Below are 15,002 nucleotides of genomic sequence, written 5' to 3' on the forward strand. Positions count from 1 at the left end.
TCTTCACTTTCATAGTTTCTTTTGCTCTTTCCCTATTTTATCCCAAATATATGCTAGCGGATGAAAAATGGATCATTTCTTCCGTGCTTACATCAGCATTTGCGGATCGACATCGATACTGATCTGAAGCAATGCATCGCGCCATTGGTCCAGCGTCGCCGCTGCTGTCTCCTGGACCAGGCTCACCGCATCAAGGTCGCCGCGGTATTTCACCATGCACTGGATCCGATAGCGGTTCTTGATACGCGGGATCGGCGAAGCTACCGGGCCAAGAATGTCCAGCGCCGCCGGCACGAACCGGTCCAGGCTGCCGAACCATCCCTGGCGCTGGGCTTTCGCCCGCAGGTCGCCGGCAAAATTCTCAGCCATCCGCAGCAGCAGCGGCAGCTTCTCATGCGACAGCGTAACCAGGATCAGCCGGCTGTACGGCGGATAATGCATCGTCTTACGCGTCTTCAGCTCCTCGCGGACAAACGATAAATAATCGTGGCCGCTGGCGTGTACGATCGAATAATGCTCCGGCATGTAAGACTGGATAAATACCTCTCCGGGCAGCTGGTGCCGCCCTGCGCGGCCGGCAACCTGCGTGAGCAGCTGGAACGTTTTCTCCGCCGAACGGAAATCCGGGAAATTCAGCGCCGTATCCGCCGCGATTACGCCAACCAGCGTCACGTCAGGAAAATCCAGCCCCTTTGCTACCATCTGCGTGCCTAGCAGTACATCGCCTTTTTTCTCGCGGAACGCCTGCAACAGCTTCTCATGGGCGCCTTTTTCGCTAGTCGTGTCAACGTCCATGCGAATAACGCGAATGCCAGGAAACAGCTTGGCCAGCTCCCCTTCCACCCGCTGGGTTCCAGTACCGAAATAACGGATATGCTCGCTGCCGCATTCCGGGCAAACAGACGGTGCGGCTTCCGCATAACCGCAATAATGACAACGCAGGTTGTTTGACTTCTGATGATAGGTCAACGAGATGTCGCAATTCGGACAACTCGCCACATATCCGCAGGTCCGGCACATCACAAACGTCGAATACCCACGCCGGTTCAGCAACAACACGGTTTGCTCGCCGCGCTCCAGGCGGGCGGCAATGCCTTGATGCAGCGCGCGGCTGAACATCGAGCGGTTGCCTTCCTTCAGCTCCTCGCGCATATCGACGATCTGAACGCCGGGCAGCCGGCTGCCAGCCGGACGCTGCTTCATCTCCAGCAGGATCGGGGCAAACTCCCCGAACTCGCCGCCTCCGGAACGCGCCGCGTGGTAGCTTTCCAGCGACGGCGTGGCCGAACCTAGAATCACGGCGGCCCCATGCTGGCGGGCCCGTCTCACCGCCACATCGCGGGCATGGTATTTTGGCGTTTCCTCCTGCTTGTAGGAGGTTTCATGCTCTTCGTCCATCACAATCAGACCAAGCCGGCTGAACGGGGCGAAGATGGCCGAGCGCGCGCCAATCGCCACTTCCACGCGGCCTTCGCGGATTTTGCGCCATTCGTCGTACCGTTCGCCGGTGGACAGGCGGCTGTGCAGTACCGCCACCTTCGCGCCAAAGCGCCCCTTAAACCGTTCAACCATTTGCGGGGTCAGCGAAATTTCCGGCACGAGCACGATCGCCTGACGACCCGAATCGATGCAGCGTTCGATCGTCTGCAAGTACACCTCGGTTTTGCCGCTGCCCGTCACGCCGTGCAGCAAGAACACTTCATGCCGCTGGGCGTCCAGCGTTTCCGCGAGACGGCGGTACACCAGCTCCTGCTCAGGCGTGCGCGGCAGCGGCTCGCTGCGTTGGAAGCGCCGGCCTTGGTATGGATCGCGGAACACCTCGACATCCTCGATGACGGCAAAGCCCTTCTCCGCCAGCTTCTTCACGGTACCGGCGGTCACCTGCAGCGTCGACAGGACATCTTGAAGCGACTGCGGCAACCCAACCTCCAGCAAGTATTGCAGCACTTCCTTTTGCCGGCGCGCCTGCGGGCCAAACGACGCGAGCGCCTCCTGCGCCGCCTGACCGCTGACAGCGGCAGCAACGGTTTTGACCGTCTTCTTGCGCACCTTGTCCTTGATCGCCTGGCTTTCCGTCAGCACGCCCCGGGCCAGCATATCTTTGATGAGGCCGGCAGCCTCCGGATATTTAGCCCCAAGCTGATTCATCGTGACGGTATCGGAGGCCCGGACGAAACGTAAAATTTCCTCTTCCTCAGGCGTGAGCAAATGTGGGAACGTAAAGGCATGGTTTTCGCCTTCTGCCCGTCCATCCGCCCCGGTCAATGCCCCTTCTTCAGCTGCGTCATCCGCCACACGAATATACCGCTCGGTCTTGCCCTTCAGTGCCGCTGGAATCATCGCTTGCAGCGCTGCAATCAGACTGCAGGCATATTTGCGGCTCATCCACTCCGCCAATTCCACCAGGTCCGGCGGCAGCGGCGGCATCATGTCAAGCAATTCCTGAATCGGCTTCATCCGCGCCGGGTCCATCTCCGGCTGCTCATGTAAGGACACGACAAAGCCCTGAACCGTACGGCGCCCGAACGGAACACCTACCCGGCTACCCACCTCGATCCAGCCGGCCATCGATTCAGGGATTAAATAGTCAAAAGGCCGGTCGGTTTCCCGGCTCGGCACATCAACAATCACTTTGGCCATACGGTAGGTCATCGGTCATTTCCCGCCAACCGTTCGGCAGCCAGCTCCATAATCTGCAACGCCACCTCATCCTTGGTCATCTGCGGCACAGATCGAACTAAGCCGGATGCGTCGTAGATGTTCACGATGTTGGTTTCGGAACCAAATCCCGCTCCCTGCACGGTCACATCGTTAGCAACCAGAAGATCGCAGTTTTTGCGCTTCAGCTTATCCATGGCGTGCTGCTCCACATTTTCCGTTTCGGCGGCAAAGCCGATCAGGAACTGCGTTGTTTTTTGCTTGCCTAGGGTCTCCAGGATATCGATGTTTTTTACGAGCTCCAGCACAAGCGAATCCCCGGTTTTTTTGATCTTCTGTACGGCCGCTTCCTTTGGCCGGTAATCCGCTACGGCGGCGGCCTTAACGAGGATGTCGGTATTCGCCCATGCCGCCTGCACCGCCTCAAACATGTCTTGAGCCGACTGTACGCGGGTAACCGGAATGCCGACCGGAGGCTCCACCTGCGTATGCCCAGCGATCAGCACGACCTCGGCACCAAGGCGCTGCGCCGCTTTGGCGATGGCGAAGCCCATTTTTCCCGAGGAATCGTTGGTGATATAGCGAACCGGGTCAATTCGTTCCACGGTCCCTCCCGCGGTGACGACGACTTTTTTGCCGGCCAAAGGCTTCTGCGCGATGCGAGCTTCCCGTGCAAAATAATCCTTCACCACCCGGACGATCGTCTCCGGCTCCTCCATCCGTCCTTTCCCGACATATCCGCACGCCAGGAGGCCTTCGCCGGGCTCGATCATCATGACGCCGCGCGCCGTCAGCTCCGCCATATTGCGGACAACCGCCGGGTGCTCGTACATGTGCACATTCATCGCCGGTGCCAGCATAATCGGCGCCTGGGTCGCCAGCAGCGTCGTCGAGAGCATCTCATCTGCGATCCCCGCCGCCATTTTGCCGATGATATTTGCGGTGGCCGGAGCGACCAGCACCAGATCAGCCCAATCCGCTAAATTAATATGTGCGATGGATTCGGCGTGTTTTTCGTCAAAGGTATCGGTGTATACGAAATTTTTCGATAACGCCTGCATCGTCAGCTCTGTGATAAATTTGGTTGCAGATTGGGTCATAATGACGCGGACCTCCGCGCCTTCCTTCACCAGCTTGCTGCACAAGGATGCCGCTTTAAACGCGGCAATGCCGCCGGTCACGCCTAATAAAACCTTCTTGCCGGTTAACATCGCTACCCCTCGCTTTCCCCAAACGAAAAAAATAACAACCTCGCGGTTGTCGTAAAAAGAAGCCCGGAGGCCTTTCGTATATGCTTTGTTCTCTGAGTTAGTCTGGAATTAGTCTTTGTTGATCTCTTCCGACACTACGTCATCTTGTTTCAGCTTAATGTAGTCCCCGTAGATCTCTTCGAGGGCAATGCCCACTGGCTTGTGCGACTTCGGTTGCTTCAGTTCGCTCTTCTCGCCTTCGCGCAGCTGTCTCGCGCGCCGGGAAGCCGCAACAACCAAAGAGTATTTGCTGCCGACTTTTCCAAGCATCTTGTCAATCGATGGATACAGCATGTTCAAAAACACCTCTTCTTATTTGGACTCATCGCCATATGAAGCGTTAGCTAGCACGACTTTCGGATTCTGCAATGCTCAGCGATGATAATGGATTGTATTCTCTGGCAAGCTAAATCGATCTCGTCATTGACGACGGCGTAATCATAATTCTCCATCAGTCCGATCTCATGGGCCGCCACGCTCATGCGGTGATCGATCGTCGCCTGGTTCTCCGTTCCCCGACCTTGAATCCGGCCTTTCAACTCATCAAGCGACGGGGGAAGCAGGAACACGAACACGCCCTCAGGGAATTTCTCCTTAACCTTGAGCGCCCCCTGAACTTCGATTTCCAAAATGATATCTTTCCCGCCAGCCAGCGTCTCCTCCACGAAATCGCGGGGAGTCCCGTAAAAATTGCCTACGTACTCCGCATACTCCAGAAGCTGATCGTTCTCGATCATTTCCTGGAATTGCTCACGGGTTTTGAAAAAATAATTGACGCCGTTCTCTTCCCCCGCCCGGGGTTGCCGTGTGGTGGCCGAGACGGAATAAACCAGCTCCGGCATCCGCTTGCGCAGCTCAGTGCATACTGTTCCTTTGCCAACGCCAGACGGTCCGGATAATACGATAAGTAACCCTTTAGACATAGCTCTCTCCATTTTATTCGTCGTTGTCTTCTTCCTTGGTGGACAAACGATGAGCGACGGTCTCTGGCTGTACCGCCGATAATATCACATGATCGCTGTCCGTGATGATCACCGCGCGCGTACGCCGCCCGTATGTAGCATCGATCAGCATGTGGCGATCTCTCGCCTCCTGAATGATCCGCTTGATCGGCGCAGACTCGGGGCTGACGATCGATATGATCCGGTTGGCCGATACGATATTACCGAAGCCGATGTTAATAAGTTTAATTGCCATATTCAGGTAGTTCCCCCTAATTTGCTTGACTCACCCGGCGCCGGGTAGATGGCTTACTCGAGATTCGCCGCCTGCTCGCGGATCTTCTCTAACTCGGCCTTCAACTCGACAACCAGGTTGACTAGAGCCAAATGATTGGCTTTAGATCCAATCGTATTGGTTTCCCGGTTCATTTCCTGTATGAGAAAATCCAGCTTGCGCCCTACCGGTTCATAAGCTTGAAGCAGACTGCGGCACTGTTCGAAGTGGCTCTTCAGCCGAATCAGCTCCTCATCGATGTTAGACCGGTCCGCAAACACGGCCACTTCCATCGCAAATCGCTGCTCGTCGTAGTTCCCCTCTAACAGTTCGGCTAGCCGATTTTTCAGACGGCTCCGGTACTCTTTCACGACTTCCGGAGCCAACCGAACCATTTCGCCGTGGATCGCTTCCAGCCGCTGCAGTCGCTCACCCAAATCGGCGGCCAAATGCTTCCCTTCCCGTTCCCGCATACCTAAAAGCCCAATCAGCGCTTCCTCCAAGCCTTCGGTCAGCACCTGTTCCCATCCGGGATCAGCACTGCCGGCCGGGGCTGCTTCCTCGGGCGTCGTCAAGGCATCCGGCAGGGATAGCAAATCTCTGGCGCTTAGCTTCGCGTCGACACCATAGTGCTTGGCGAGCTCACCCGCTGCCTTTAGGTACGCTTCGACGACCGGACGGTTTAATACGTAAGGAAGGGTGCCGGATTCATCGCGTTCTTTACTGATGTATACATCAATGCGTCCCCGTTTGATATGGCGCTGAACCAGGCGCCTTAGTCCGTCTTCGTAGCACGTCCATTCCCGCGGCATCCGCAGAACAACCTCAGCATACCGATGGTTGACGGACTTGATTTCAAATTGGACGACGTAACCGCCATACGATCTGACGGCCCCACCGTACCCAGTCATACTGTGCGACATAGGCATCACATCCGTTACCCTATTGTAATTGATTATGACAACCGAGACAAGTGGGCCGAGTCCCGTTTGGACTTCTCGCGAATATAATTCGTTAAAGCGACATTCATTTCATAGAACATAAACGGCGTCATGAGATAAATTCCGTTAAAATGCTCCATCGCCGTGTCGAGCAGCTCTTTGGCGATCTCGACGCCCATCGCCCGCCCCTCTTCGCCTTGCAGTCCTTCCATCCGCTTGCGGACTTCATCCGACAGCTGGATTCCGGGCACCTCATTATGCAAATATTCGGCGTTTTTGCCGCTGGCCAGCGGCATAATGCCGATGAAGATCGGCACGTCCAAATGCGCCGTCGCCTGCTTGATCGCCACGATCAGCTCCGGATCGTATACTGGCTGGGTCATGATGTAATCGGCGCCGGAAGCGATCTTCTTCTCCAATCGCTCCACCGCTTTGTGCAAATGCTTCACATTCGGATTAAACGCAGCGCCTACGACGAATTTGGCTTTTTGCTTCAAAGGCTTCCCGGAAAAAGAAATCCCTTCGTTCAGCTGCTTGATCATGCGAATGATCTCAAACGACGTCAAGTCGTACACAGAACTCGCTCCCGGCAGATCGCCAAAGCGGGCAGGGTCGCCCGTCACAGCGAGCACGTGGTCGATGCCCAGCGCATCGAAGCCCATCATATGCGATTGTGTGCCGATGAGATTGCGGTCCCGGCAGGCGATATGCACCAGCGGTCTCAAGCCGAGCTGAGATTGGACGAGATGTCCAAGCGCCATGTTGCTCATCCGCGTTACGGCCAGCGAGTTATCTGCCAGCGTGAGCGCATCGATGCCCGCCTCTTTCAAAGCGGCTGCGCCCTCCATGAATTTCCCGATATCCAGGTCGCGCGGCGGGTCCAGCTCAACGATGACGGTATGCCGCTCTTTCACGAGCTCGGTCAAGCTCGGAAGCTTGCGATTCTCCCCGCCGCCGGAAACAGCACCCGTTTCGCTGGAGCCCGCAGGCACCGCATTCGGCTGCTCGTTGAGCGATACGCTAGCGGATAGATGCGGTTCAGGCAGCTTCCGTTCCTTCGCCAGCGGCTGAGCGGCATACCCTTCCAAGGCCTTCGCCATGGCGGCGATATGCTCCGGCGTCGTACCGCAGCAGCCTCCGATCAATCTCGCCCCCAAATCGGCAAAAGCACGGGCGCACTCCCCAAAATAATCGGGAGTCGCTCCATATACATATTCTCCATCGATATAGTCCGCCAAACCTGCATTTGGGAAAACGGACATCGGCACGTTGAGCGGCCCCTCCACGTCGTCCATGACACCCATGATTCCTTTTGGACCGGAATGGCAGTTGAAGCCAACCACGTCTGCCCCTTCTTCAACCAGCGCTCCAAACGCCTGCGGAATCGTAAATCCGTCCAGCGTGCGTCCGATTTGATCGACGGCGAACTGGCAAATGACCGGAACATCCGTCAGCTTGCGGGCTTGTCCCAAAGCGATCCGCATTTCCCCAAGGTCGTAAAACGTCTCGAACAGCAGCGCATCCACCCCTTCGCTCAGCAAGGCAGCAATTTGCTGCTCGAAGTATTTCCCGAGCTCTTGGACGGTGACGTTCGCCCGCTTGCCGCCGCGGATGGAACCAACCGCTCCCGCGACATACGCACGTTCGCCCGCCGCTTGCTTGGCGATCCGTACCGCAGCCCGGTTGATGTCCTCCACCTTGGCCTCCAGTCCGAATTTGGACAATTTATAGTAATTCGCCGAAAACGTATTGGTTTCCAGCAGCCGTGCCCCGGCATCGAGATAACGGCGATGGATGTCGCCGATCACGTCGGGGCGCAGCAAATTAAATTCTTCATAAGAAATGCCGACCGGAAAACCCAACTGGTACAAATACGTCCCCATGGCCCCGTCGCCGACAATAATTTCGCGCTCCAAAGTCGTACGCAAATCCGGTTTCATGCTTCTGCCCCCTGACTGCCGTGATGTTATATCGCTGTATGAATCAATCCCGGCGCAAACTATTATCATATTAATTTATCATAAATCGCTCCGATTGATAAGGTATCGTTCCCAAATATCGCTGGCAGTTATCGTAAAAAAAGCCGGGTCCCCGATCAGGGATCCCGGCAATCGTTCCATCCTAATTTAATGAACCTCTTATATTTCGACGCTGCCTTTGTACACCGCTTCGGCCGGCCCCGTCATGTATACATGATTGTCGCGTTCATCCCATTCGATAAACAGGTCTCCGCCCTTGAGTCCAATCCAGGCGGCACGATCCGTCAATCCGTTCAGTACGGAGGATACCAGTGTGGCGCAAGCACCAGTACCGCAAGCCAGCGTTGGGCCCGCCCCGCGTTCCCATACGCGCATCTCCACCCGCTGGCGGTTCGTCACGGTGGCGAACTCTACGTTGATCTTGCGCGGGAAGTACGGATGTACCTCCAGCTTTGGTCCCCATGTCGTCACATCGAAATTCGGCGCATCATCCACATAGATGACGCAATGCGGATTGCCCATAGAGACGGCCGTAAACTTAAATTCCTGGCCGTTCGTCTCAATCGGCTGGCTCACCACCGGATTCTGATTCAGCGTCGTTGGGATCGTCAGGCCGTCCAGGATCGGTTCGCCCATGTCGACCCGCACCGTTTTGACCACACCGTCCTCGACCTGCAAGGTCACTTGCTGAACGCCTGCTCCCAACGTTTCAATCGTTACGCTGTCTTTATCCACCAGACGGTTGTCGTAGACGTATTTGGCTACGCAGCGAATCGCGTTGCCGCATTGTTCAGCTTCCGTGCCGTCTGAATTAATGATCCGCATTTTGAAATCCGCTTTGTCCGACGGGAGAATAAACACCAATCCGTCTCCGCCGACGCCAAAATATCGGTCACACCACCGAATCGCCAGTTCAGATACGTTATCCGGCAGCTGTTGTTCACCATAAAATACGAGAAAGTCGTTACCTAGTCCATGCATTTTTGTAAATTCCATGCTAACCCCACTCCTGCATCGTTGGATGATAGGGTTAGTCTAGCTTTTGCCAGGTTCAAAAGCTATTGATTTTATGCACGAATATTTGTACTTTTCGCGGTGACAAAGGGACGCGGCCCGCTGCTGCGCCGTTTCCGATTGCCTGACCAGACGCTGCCCGCGCCCATCAGGAAGGTCGGAATGCCAGCGGCCACCAGGGTGATCGCCCACTCCCGCGTGCCAAGCGGTACCGTTTTGAAGATCGGCTGCAGCGGTTCAATGTACATTACGCCAAGCAGCAACACAATCGACGACAGGACAGCGGCAACCAGATATTTATTTTGCAAAATATTACGGTGAAAAATCGACCGCGAGCTGCGGCAATCGAACACATGGATCAGCTGCGCCATGACCAGGGTGGCAAAGGCGACCGATTGCGCTTTGACCAGTTGGGCCGGATCCGATGGCGCATAGCGCAGCGTCAACCAAAACGCGCCCAGCGTGCATACGCCGATCAGCACTCCGCGGCTGATGATTTTCCAACCTAACCGGCGGGCAAAAATGTTTTCGTTTGCGCCGCGCGGCTTGTGCTCCATCAAGTCTTTTTCCGGTTGATCGACGCCCAGTGCCATCGCCGGCAAACCATCGGTCACCAGGTTGACCCACAAAATTTGGATCGGCAGCAGCGGCAGCGGCAAGCCCGCCAGCATGGCGAAGAACATCGTCAGGATTTCGCCGACATTGGAGGCCAGCAAATAACGGATGAATTTACGGATGTTCTCGTAAATGCTGCGTCCTTCCTCGATTGCGGCAACGATTGACGTAAAGTTATCGTCGTTGAGGATCAGCGAGGACGCTTCTTTGGAGACGTCCGTGCCCGTCATGCCCATGGCGATGCCGATATCAGCGGCTTTGATCGCCGGCGCGTCGTTTACCCCATCGCCGGTCATCGCCACCACATGCCCGTTCCGCTGCAGTGCCTTCACGATCCGCAGCTTATGCTCCGGCGACACCCGGGAATAGACGTAGATGTTGTCTACCTGCTTCTCCAGCTCCTCATCGCTCAGCGCCTCCAGCTGCTGGCCCGACATCGAGGTACCGCCCCGCGGCAAAATCCCCAGATCGGCAGCGATCGCTTCGGCGGTCAGCCCATGGTCGCCGGTGATCATCACCGTTTTGATGCCTGCGCGGCGGCAGACGGTAATCGCGTCCCGCGCTTCGCGGCGCGGCGGGTCGATCATACCGGTCAGACCCACGAAGATCAGCTGCGATTCCACTTGATCTTCATGCTCTGCCCCTTCGGTTGGCTTCAAGTCGCGGTAGGCCAACCCAAGCACGCGGAGTGCACTGCGGGCCATTTGTTCGTTGGCCGCTTGCACTTTCTGCCGGAATGTGCCCGTGAAAGGCACCACTTTGCCATCCCACAGGATATAGGAGCAGCGCTCGAGCAGCATATCCGGTGCTCCTTTGACGAGCGCCATTTTGCCGCCTTGATGGGAGACGATGACGGACATCCGCTTCCGCTTGGAATCAAAAGGAAACTCCAGATCGCGGACATACGTTCCGCTTAAGGCTGCCGGCGTCATGCCCATTTTGGACGCCAGCGTCACCAGCGCCCCCTCGGTTGGATCGCCCTTCAGCTTCCAGACCGATCCGCCTGCAGCGGCGTCCTCCTTCGTCTTGCGGCGGCCGCGCTTCTCCGGATCGTCGTCATAGATGACCGCATTGCTGCACAACGCGCTGATCTGCAGCATCCGGCGCAAGCTTTGGTCATTGCGCAAATCGACGGGCACGCCTTGGTCCAGAATATTGCCAACCGGCTCGTAGCCTTCGCCCGTCACTTCCAGCGATCTGCCTTCCAGCCACAACCGGGTTACGGTCATTTTGTTTTGGGTTAGCGTACCGGTCTTGTCCGAACAGATGACCGTAGCGCAGCCCAGCGTCTCCACCGACGGCAGCTTGCGAACGATTGCTTTGCGTTTGATCATGCGCTGCACACCCAGCGCCAACGCAATCGTCACGATGGCCGGCAGACCTTCCGGTATAGCAGCAACAGCAAGACTCACTCCGGCAAAGAACATGCTGGCGGCCGGCTGCCCTTGCAGAATCCCCAGGAGCACCACAACGACGGTCAAGCCAAGCGCCATATAAATCAAAATTTTGCCGAGCTGCTCCAGACGCCGTTGTAGCGGGGTTTCCTGGACCTCGGTATTTTGAATCAAATCGGCGATTTTCCCCATCTCGGTGTCCATGCCCGTGCGGATCACGATCCCCCGGCCCGTACCGCGGGTGATCATCGTGCCCATGAAGCCGATGTTCTTCTGGTCTCCCAGCGGAACGTCACTTTCACTCAGCACCCCCGCATGTTTGCCCACCGGATGCGATTCGCCGGTCAAAGCGGATTCTTCCACGTCCAGGCTGTTCGTAGATAACCACCGGATGTCAGCTGGAATCCGGTCCCCGCTTTCCAGCAGGACGATATCCCCTGGAACAAGCTCTCTGGCTGGAATGTTCTTGACGACGCCTTGGCGCAGCACATTGGCATGGGGCGCGGACAGCTCTTTTAATGCCCGCAGGGAACGCTCCGCACGGAATTCTTGGATGAATCCAAGCACCCCGTTCAGAATGATGATGGCGATGATTGTGACGGCATCCAGATACTCGCCGAGAAAACCGGAAATCAGCGTGGCACCCATCAGCACCAGCATCATAAAATCCTTGAACTGGTTCAGGAACAGCAGAATCGGGGAGATGCGCTCTCCTTCCTGCAGTTCGTTCCAGCCAAATTCCTCGCGTCTCTTCTGCGCTTCTTCATCGGTCAGGCCCTGTTCACGCGTGACGCCGAAGTGTTGCAGAAGCGCATCACTGCTCCACTGGTGCCAGTTTTTTTGTTCCATCCTCCTTAATTCCCCTTCCGTTTATTATGCAGTATCGGCGTGAAGGCTTTTCCACCTAGGGTAAATGTATTCTAGCCAGTCCCAAATTATCACAGGGGAGCCCTTAAGTTTTTGCCCGAAGTATGGCATCATAGAGGAGGGCTTTCTCGTGAAGCCGCCGCTTTCATACAAAAGTTTCAGAACAGGAGATTATCATAAAATGGCACTCGACGGCATCGTAACCCGAGCGATCGTACACGAATTGCAAACCTGCATCGGCGGTCGCATCAATAAAATACATCAGCCCGCGGAAAGCGACCTCGTCTTTCACCTGCGCACGCAGGCCGGCAATAAGCGGCTCCTACTGTCGGCGAATCCGACGTACCCGCGGGTTCATTTTACGGAAGCCTCGTTTCCGAATCCGCTGGAGGCGCCGATGTTCTGCATGCTGCTGCGCAAGCACTGCGAGGGTGGGACTATCGAAGCGGTGACGCAGGTCAGCATGGAGCGGATCATCCATATCGACGTCCGCACGCGCGATGAGCTCGGCGATTTGTCTATCAAGCGGATCATCATCGAATTGATGGGACGGCACAGCAACATCATCCTGGTCGACCCGGCCACCGGTACCCAATTGGACGGAATTCATCACGTGACGCCGGCCATTTCCGGCTATCGGATCGTCATGCCCGGCTTCGCCTATACAGCGCCGCCGGAGCAGCACAAGCTTCATCCGCTCGAAGCGGATCGTGCGGCTTTTATGGCCGCCTGGCAAGCGGCAACAGCCGAAGGCAAAGGCACCGGCAGCGGCTGGCTGGTCGATGCCTTCGCCGGGCTGAGCCCGCTGATCGCCGGCGAAATCTATGCCCGCGCCGGGGTCAGCGGCGTTGCAGCGGAGATCGGGCTGAATCCGGAGGAAGCGGAGCGGTTATGGTTAGCTTTTGACGGATTGATGGAGGAGGTTCGCAGCCAGAAGTATGCCCCCATTACCGGCGAAAACGCCAAAGGGAAAAGCATCTTCTCCGCCATTCGGCTCACAAGCGCCCACGGGGAGATTCGAACCTATCCTTCGATCAGCGAATGCATGGAGGACTACTACGGGGATAAAGCGCTGCGGGATACGGTCAAGCAGAAAACGAGCGACCTGCTGCGCTTCCTGCAAAACGAGCGGAACAAGAACATAAAGAAGCTAACTAACCTGGAGAAAGATCTGAGCGAAGCCGAAGATGCCGAACGTTACCGCATCTGGGGCGAGCTGCTGCTGCCTTCGCTGCATACGATCCGCAAAGGCGACACCAGCGTTGAGTTGGTCAACTACTACGATGAAGCGCAGGGAATGGAGACCATCACGCTGGATCCGCTGCTGACCCCTTCGGAGAACGCCCAGCGGTACTTTAAGAAGTACAACAAATTCAAAAACAGCCTCGCCGTCATCGAGGAACAGATGAAGCTGGCTAAAGAGGAAATTGCTTACCTCGATGGCTTGCTGCAGCAGTTGAACGATGCGACGTTAAGCGATATCGACGAGATCCGCGAGGAGTTGACCCAGCAGGGATATTTGCGGGACCGGGCCAAACGGGGCAAGAAGAAGAAAAAGAACGACCGTCCGACGTTGCACGTCTATACTTCGTCGGAGGGCATCGAAATTTACGTGGGCAAAAACAATCTGCAAAACGAATACGTCACCAACCGGCTCGGCAAACCCAACGATACCTGGCTCCATACGAAGGATATCCCGGGCTCACACGTGCTAATCCGAAGCGACTCATATGGCGATGCGACGTTAAACGAAGCTGCGCAGCTTGCCGCCTATTTCAGCCAGGCGAAGCAATCAAGCAGCGTCCCGGTGGACTGCACCCTCATCCGCTACGTCCGCAAACCAAACGGCGCCAAGCCTGGCTTCGTCATTTACGACCACCAGCGGACGTTGTACGTCACGCCAGATGAACAGCTCATTAAATCGTTGCCGAACACAGTGAAGAACGGCTGATGATTGTTGGCAAAGTCTCAAATGTAAAAGTGCAGTTGAACCCCATCCAAAACCGCCGAATTGAATCAATCAGATGCAAAAGTACAGTAGATTCTCAGCTTCACATGGGGATTTGCACGGATTCACGCCTAACGGACTGCACTTTTACATTTGCCCAATAAAAAACGGTGCTCCAAAAGGGATCATAGATTCATTGACCCTTTGGACCACCGTTTTTTCAGTTTTTCTCAGCCCGTCTGGCCGCCTCCGCCGCCTGTTTCAACCGTTCCACCGTACCCGGCGGTGCCGTGCGTCCACCCAAATCACCGTGAAAAACAACACCCTGCCGCACGCCGTGATAATCGGATCCCCCGGTCACGATAAGCCCGTACTGCTCGGCCATGGCGGCATAACGGATCTCCTCCTCCGCCCCGTGGTCAGAGTGGTACACTTCTATCCCGTCCGGCTTCCCACGCTCCAGGATCGACCGCACCAGCTCGTCGTCCCCGTACAAGCCCGGATGCGCTAACACCGCCGCGCCGCCTCCCTCATGAATCCACGTGATCGCCTCCTCCGGCGATATACGCGGCAGAGAAGCATATCCTGGTTTGCCTTCGGACAAATACCGATCAAAGGCCTCGCGCATATCCGACACGTACCCCTTGCGGACGAGAACATCGGCGATATGAGGCCGGCCCAAGCTTTCACCCGGACGCAGCGGCCGGGCCACCCCAGCCTTCACTTCCTCCATCGTAATCTCAAGGCCTAATTGCTGCAGCTTCGCGATAATTAGGGTATTTCGCTCCTCCCGAACCGACCGAAGCCGGGCCAAGCGCTCCAGAAGGTGTTCATCCTCGAAATTCAGGAAGTACCCCAACACATGGATGTCTTTGCCCCCGGCGCGGGTGCTGATTTCGATGCCGGGGACAACGTCCACGCCAAGCTCCTTCCCGGCCAGCAAAGCCTCCTCAATCCCGGCAACGGTATCGTGATCTGTGATGGCCAAGCCCGTCAGCCCTTTCTCCTTGGCCAGCCTTACGTTTTCCGCCGGCTTATTCATCCCGTCCGAAGCTTGGGTATGTGAATGAAGGTCGTAACGTTCGTTTGCCATATGTGGTTCCATGTTATCCCATCCTTCA

The 15,002-nt window shown here is 56.4% G+C and carries 11 protein-coding genes; 1 reads left to right on the top strand and 10 read right to left on the bottom strand.

Going from position 1 to position 15,002, the window contains the following annotated elements; genetic code table 11:
• Nucleotides 1-87: 87 nt before the first annotated feature.
• The 9 genes from priA to U9M73_RS08840 form a co-directional block, all read right to left on the bottom strand.
• Nucleotides 88-2,652, bottom strand: coding sequence for a primosomal protein N' (gene priA, locus U9M73_RS08800; protein ID WP_323076882.1), 2,565 nt, complete (start codon nt 2,650-2,652; stop codon nt 88-90).
• Nucleotides 2,649-3,869: a bifunctional phosphopantothenoylcysteine decarboxylase/phosphopantothenate--cysteine ligase CoaBC gene (gene coaBC / locus U9M73_RS08805; protein ID WP_260070893.1), complete on the bottom strand. Its 1,221-nt coding sequence runs from the start codon at nt 3,867-3,869 to the stop codon at nt 2,649-2,651. Before coaBC ends, priA begins: the two co-directional genes overlap by 4 nt.
• Nucleotides 3,870-3,977: 108 nt before the next feature.
• Nucleotides 3,978-4,202, bottom strand: coding sequence for a DNA-directed RNA polymerase subunit omega (gene rpoZ / locus U9M73_RS08810; protein WP_036645258.1), 225 nt, complete (start codon nt 4,200-4,202; stop codon nt 3,978-3,980).
• Between the two features lie 50 nt (nt 4,203-4,252).
• Nucleotides 4,253-4,831, bottom strand: coding sequence for a guanylate kinase (gene gmk, locus U9M73_RS08815; RefSeq protein WP_016311614.1), 579 nt, complete (start codon nt 4,829-4,831; stop codon nt 4,253-4,255).
• Between the two features lie 13 nt (nt 4,832-4,844).
• Entirely contained in the window at nt 4,845-5,105 is a 261-nt protein-coding gene (remA, locus tag U9M73_RS08820) for an extracellular matrix/biofilm regulator RemA (protein ID WP_009225246.1), read from the bottom strand.
• A 53-nt stretch (nt 5,106-5,158) separates the two neighbouring features.
• On the bottom strand, nt 5,159-6,046 hold the full coding sequence (locus U9M73_RS08825; RefSeq protein ID WP_009225245.1) for a YicC/YloC family endoribonuclease: 888 nt from the start codon (nt 6,044-6,046) through the stop codon (nt 5,159-5,161).
• A 32-nt stretch (nt 6,047-6,078) separates the two neighbouring features.
• Nucleotides 6,079-8,004, bottom strand: a complete 1,926-nt coding sequence (locus U9M73_RS08830) for a bifunctional homocysteine S-methyltransferase/methylenetetrahydrofolate reductase (protein WP_009225244.1) — start codon at nt 8,002-8,004, stop codon at nt 6,079-6,081.
• A gap of 198 nt (nt 8,005-8,202) precedes the next feature.
• Complete coding sequence (gene dapF, locus U9M73_RS08835; protein ID WP_009225243.1) at nt 8,203-9,039, bottom strand: diaminopimelate epimerase; 837 nt, start codon at nt 9,037-9,039, stop codon at nt 8,203-8,205.
• A gap of 71 nt (nt 9,040-9,110) precedes the next feature.
• The gene (locus tag U9M73_RS08840; RefSeq protein ID WP_260071666.1) at nt 9,111-11,915 is read right to left on the bottom strand and encodes a calcium-translocating P-type ATPase, SERCA-type; all 2,805 of its coding nucleotides are present in this window, start codon (nt 11,913-11,915) and stop codon (nt 9,111-9,113) included.
• Nucleotides 11,916-12,114: 199 nt separating this feature from the next.
• Between U9M73_RS08840 and U9M73_RS08845 the strand changes: the two genes are divergently transcribed.
• Nucleotides 12,115-13,884: an Rqc2 family fibronectin-binding protein gene (locus tag U9M73_RS08845; RefSeq protein ID WP_323076890.1), complete on the top strand. Its 1,770-nt coding sequence runs from the start codon at nt 12,115-12,117 to the stop codon at nt 13,882-13,884.
• A gap of 217 nt (nt 13,885-14,101) precedes the next feature.
• On the opposite strand, the gene U9M73_RS08850 is transcribed toward U9M73_RS08845, so the two are convergent.
• Nucleotides 14,102-14,986, bottom strand: coding sequence for a PHP domain-containing protein (locus U9M73_RS08850; protein ID WP_260071664.1), 885 nt, complete (start codon nt 14,984-14,986; stop codon nt 14,102-14,104).
• Between the last annotated feature and the right edge of the window lie 16 nt (nt 14,987-15,002).

The sequence above is a fragment of the Paenibacillus phoenicis genome, assembly GCF_034718895.1.
GTDB lineage: Bacteria > Bacillota > Bacilli > Paenibacillales > Paenibacillaceae > Fontibacillus > Fontibacillus phoenicis.

What these genes read in the sequence shown, in the direction of transcription:
- priA (WP_323076882.1), bottom strand. Translation starts at nt 2,652, where the DNA reads ATGACCTACCGTATGGCCAAAGTGATTGTTGATGTGCCGAGCCGGGAA.
- coaBC (WP_260070893.1), bottom strand. Translation starts at nt 3,869, where the DNA reads ATGTTAACCGGCAAGAAGGTTTTATTAGGCGTGACCGGCGGCATTGCC.
- rpoZ (WP_036645258.1), bottom strand. Translation starts at nt 4,202, where the DNA reads ATGCTGTATCCATCGATTGACAAGATGCTTGGAAAAGTCGGCAGCAAA.
- gmk (WP_016311614.1), bottom strand. Translation starts at nt 4,831, where the DNA reads ATGTCTAAAGGGTTACTTATCGTATTATCCGGACCGTCTGGCGTTGGC.
- remA (WP_009225246.1), bottom strand. Translation starts at nt 5,105, where the DNA reads ATGGCAATTAAACTTATTAACATCGGCTTCGGTAATATCGTATCGGCC.
- U9M73_RS08825 (WP_009225245.1), bottom strand. Translation starts at nt 6,046, where the DNA reads ATGTCGCACAGTATGACTGGGTACGGTGGGGCCGTCAGATCGTATGGC.
- U9M73_RS08830 (WP_009225244.1), bottom strand. Translation starts at nt 8,004, where the DNA reads ATGAAACCGGATTTGCGTACGACTTTGGAGCGCGAAATTATTGTCGGC.
- dapF (WP_009225243.1), bottom strand. Translation starts at nt 9,039, where the DNA reads ATGGAATTTACAAAAATGCATGGACTAGGTAACGACTTTCTCGTATTT.
- U9M73_RS08840 (WP_260071666.1), bottom strand. Translation starts at nt 11,915, where the DNA reads ATGGAACAAAAAAACTGGCACCAGTGGAGCAGTGATGCGCTTCTGCAA.
- U9M73_RS08845 (WP_323076890.1), top strand. Translation starts at nt 12,115, where the DNA reads ATGGCACTCGACGGCATCGTAACCCGAGCGATCGTACACGAATTGCAA.
- U9M73_RS08850 (WP_260071664.1), bottom strand. Translation starts at nt 14,986, where the DNA reads ATGGAACCACATATGGCAAACGAACGTTACGACCTTCATTCACATACC.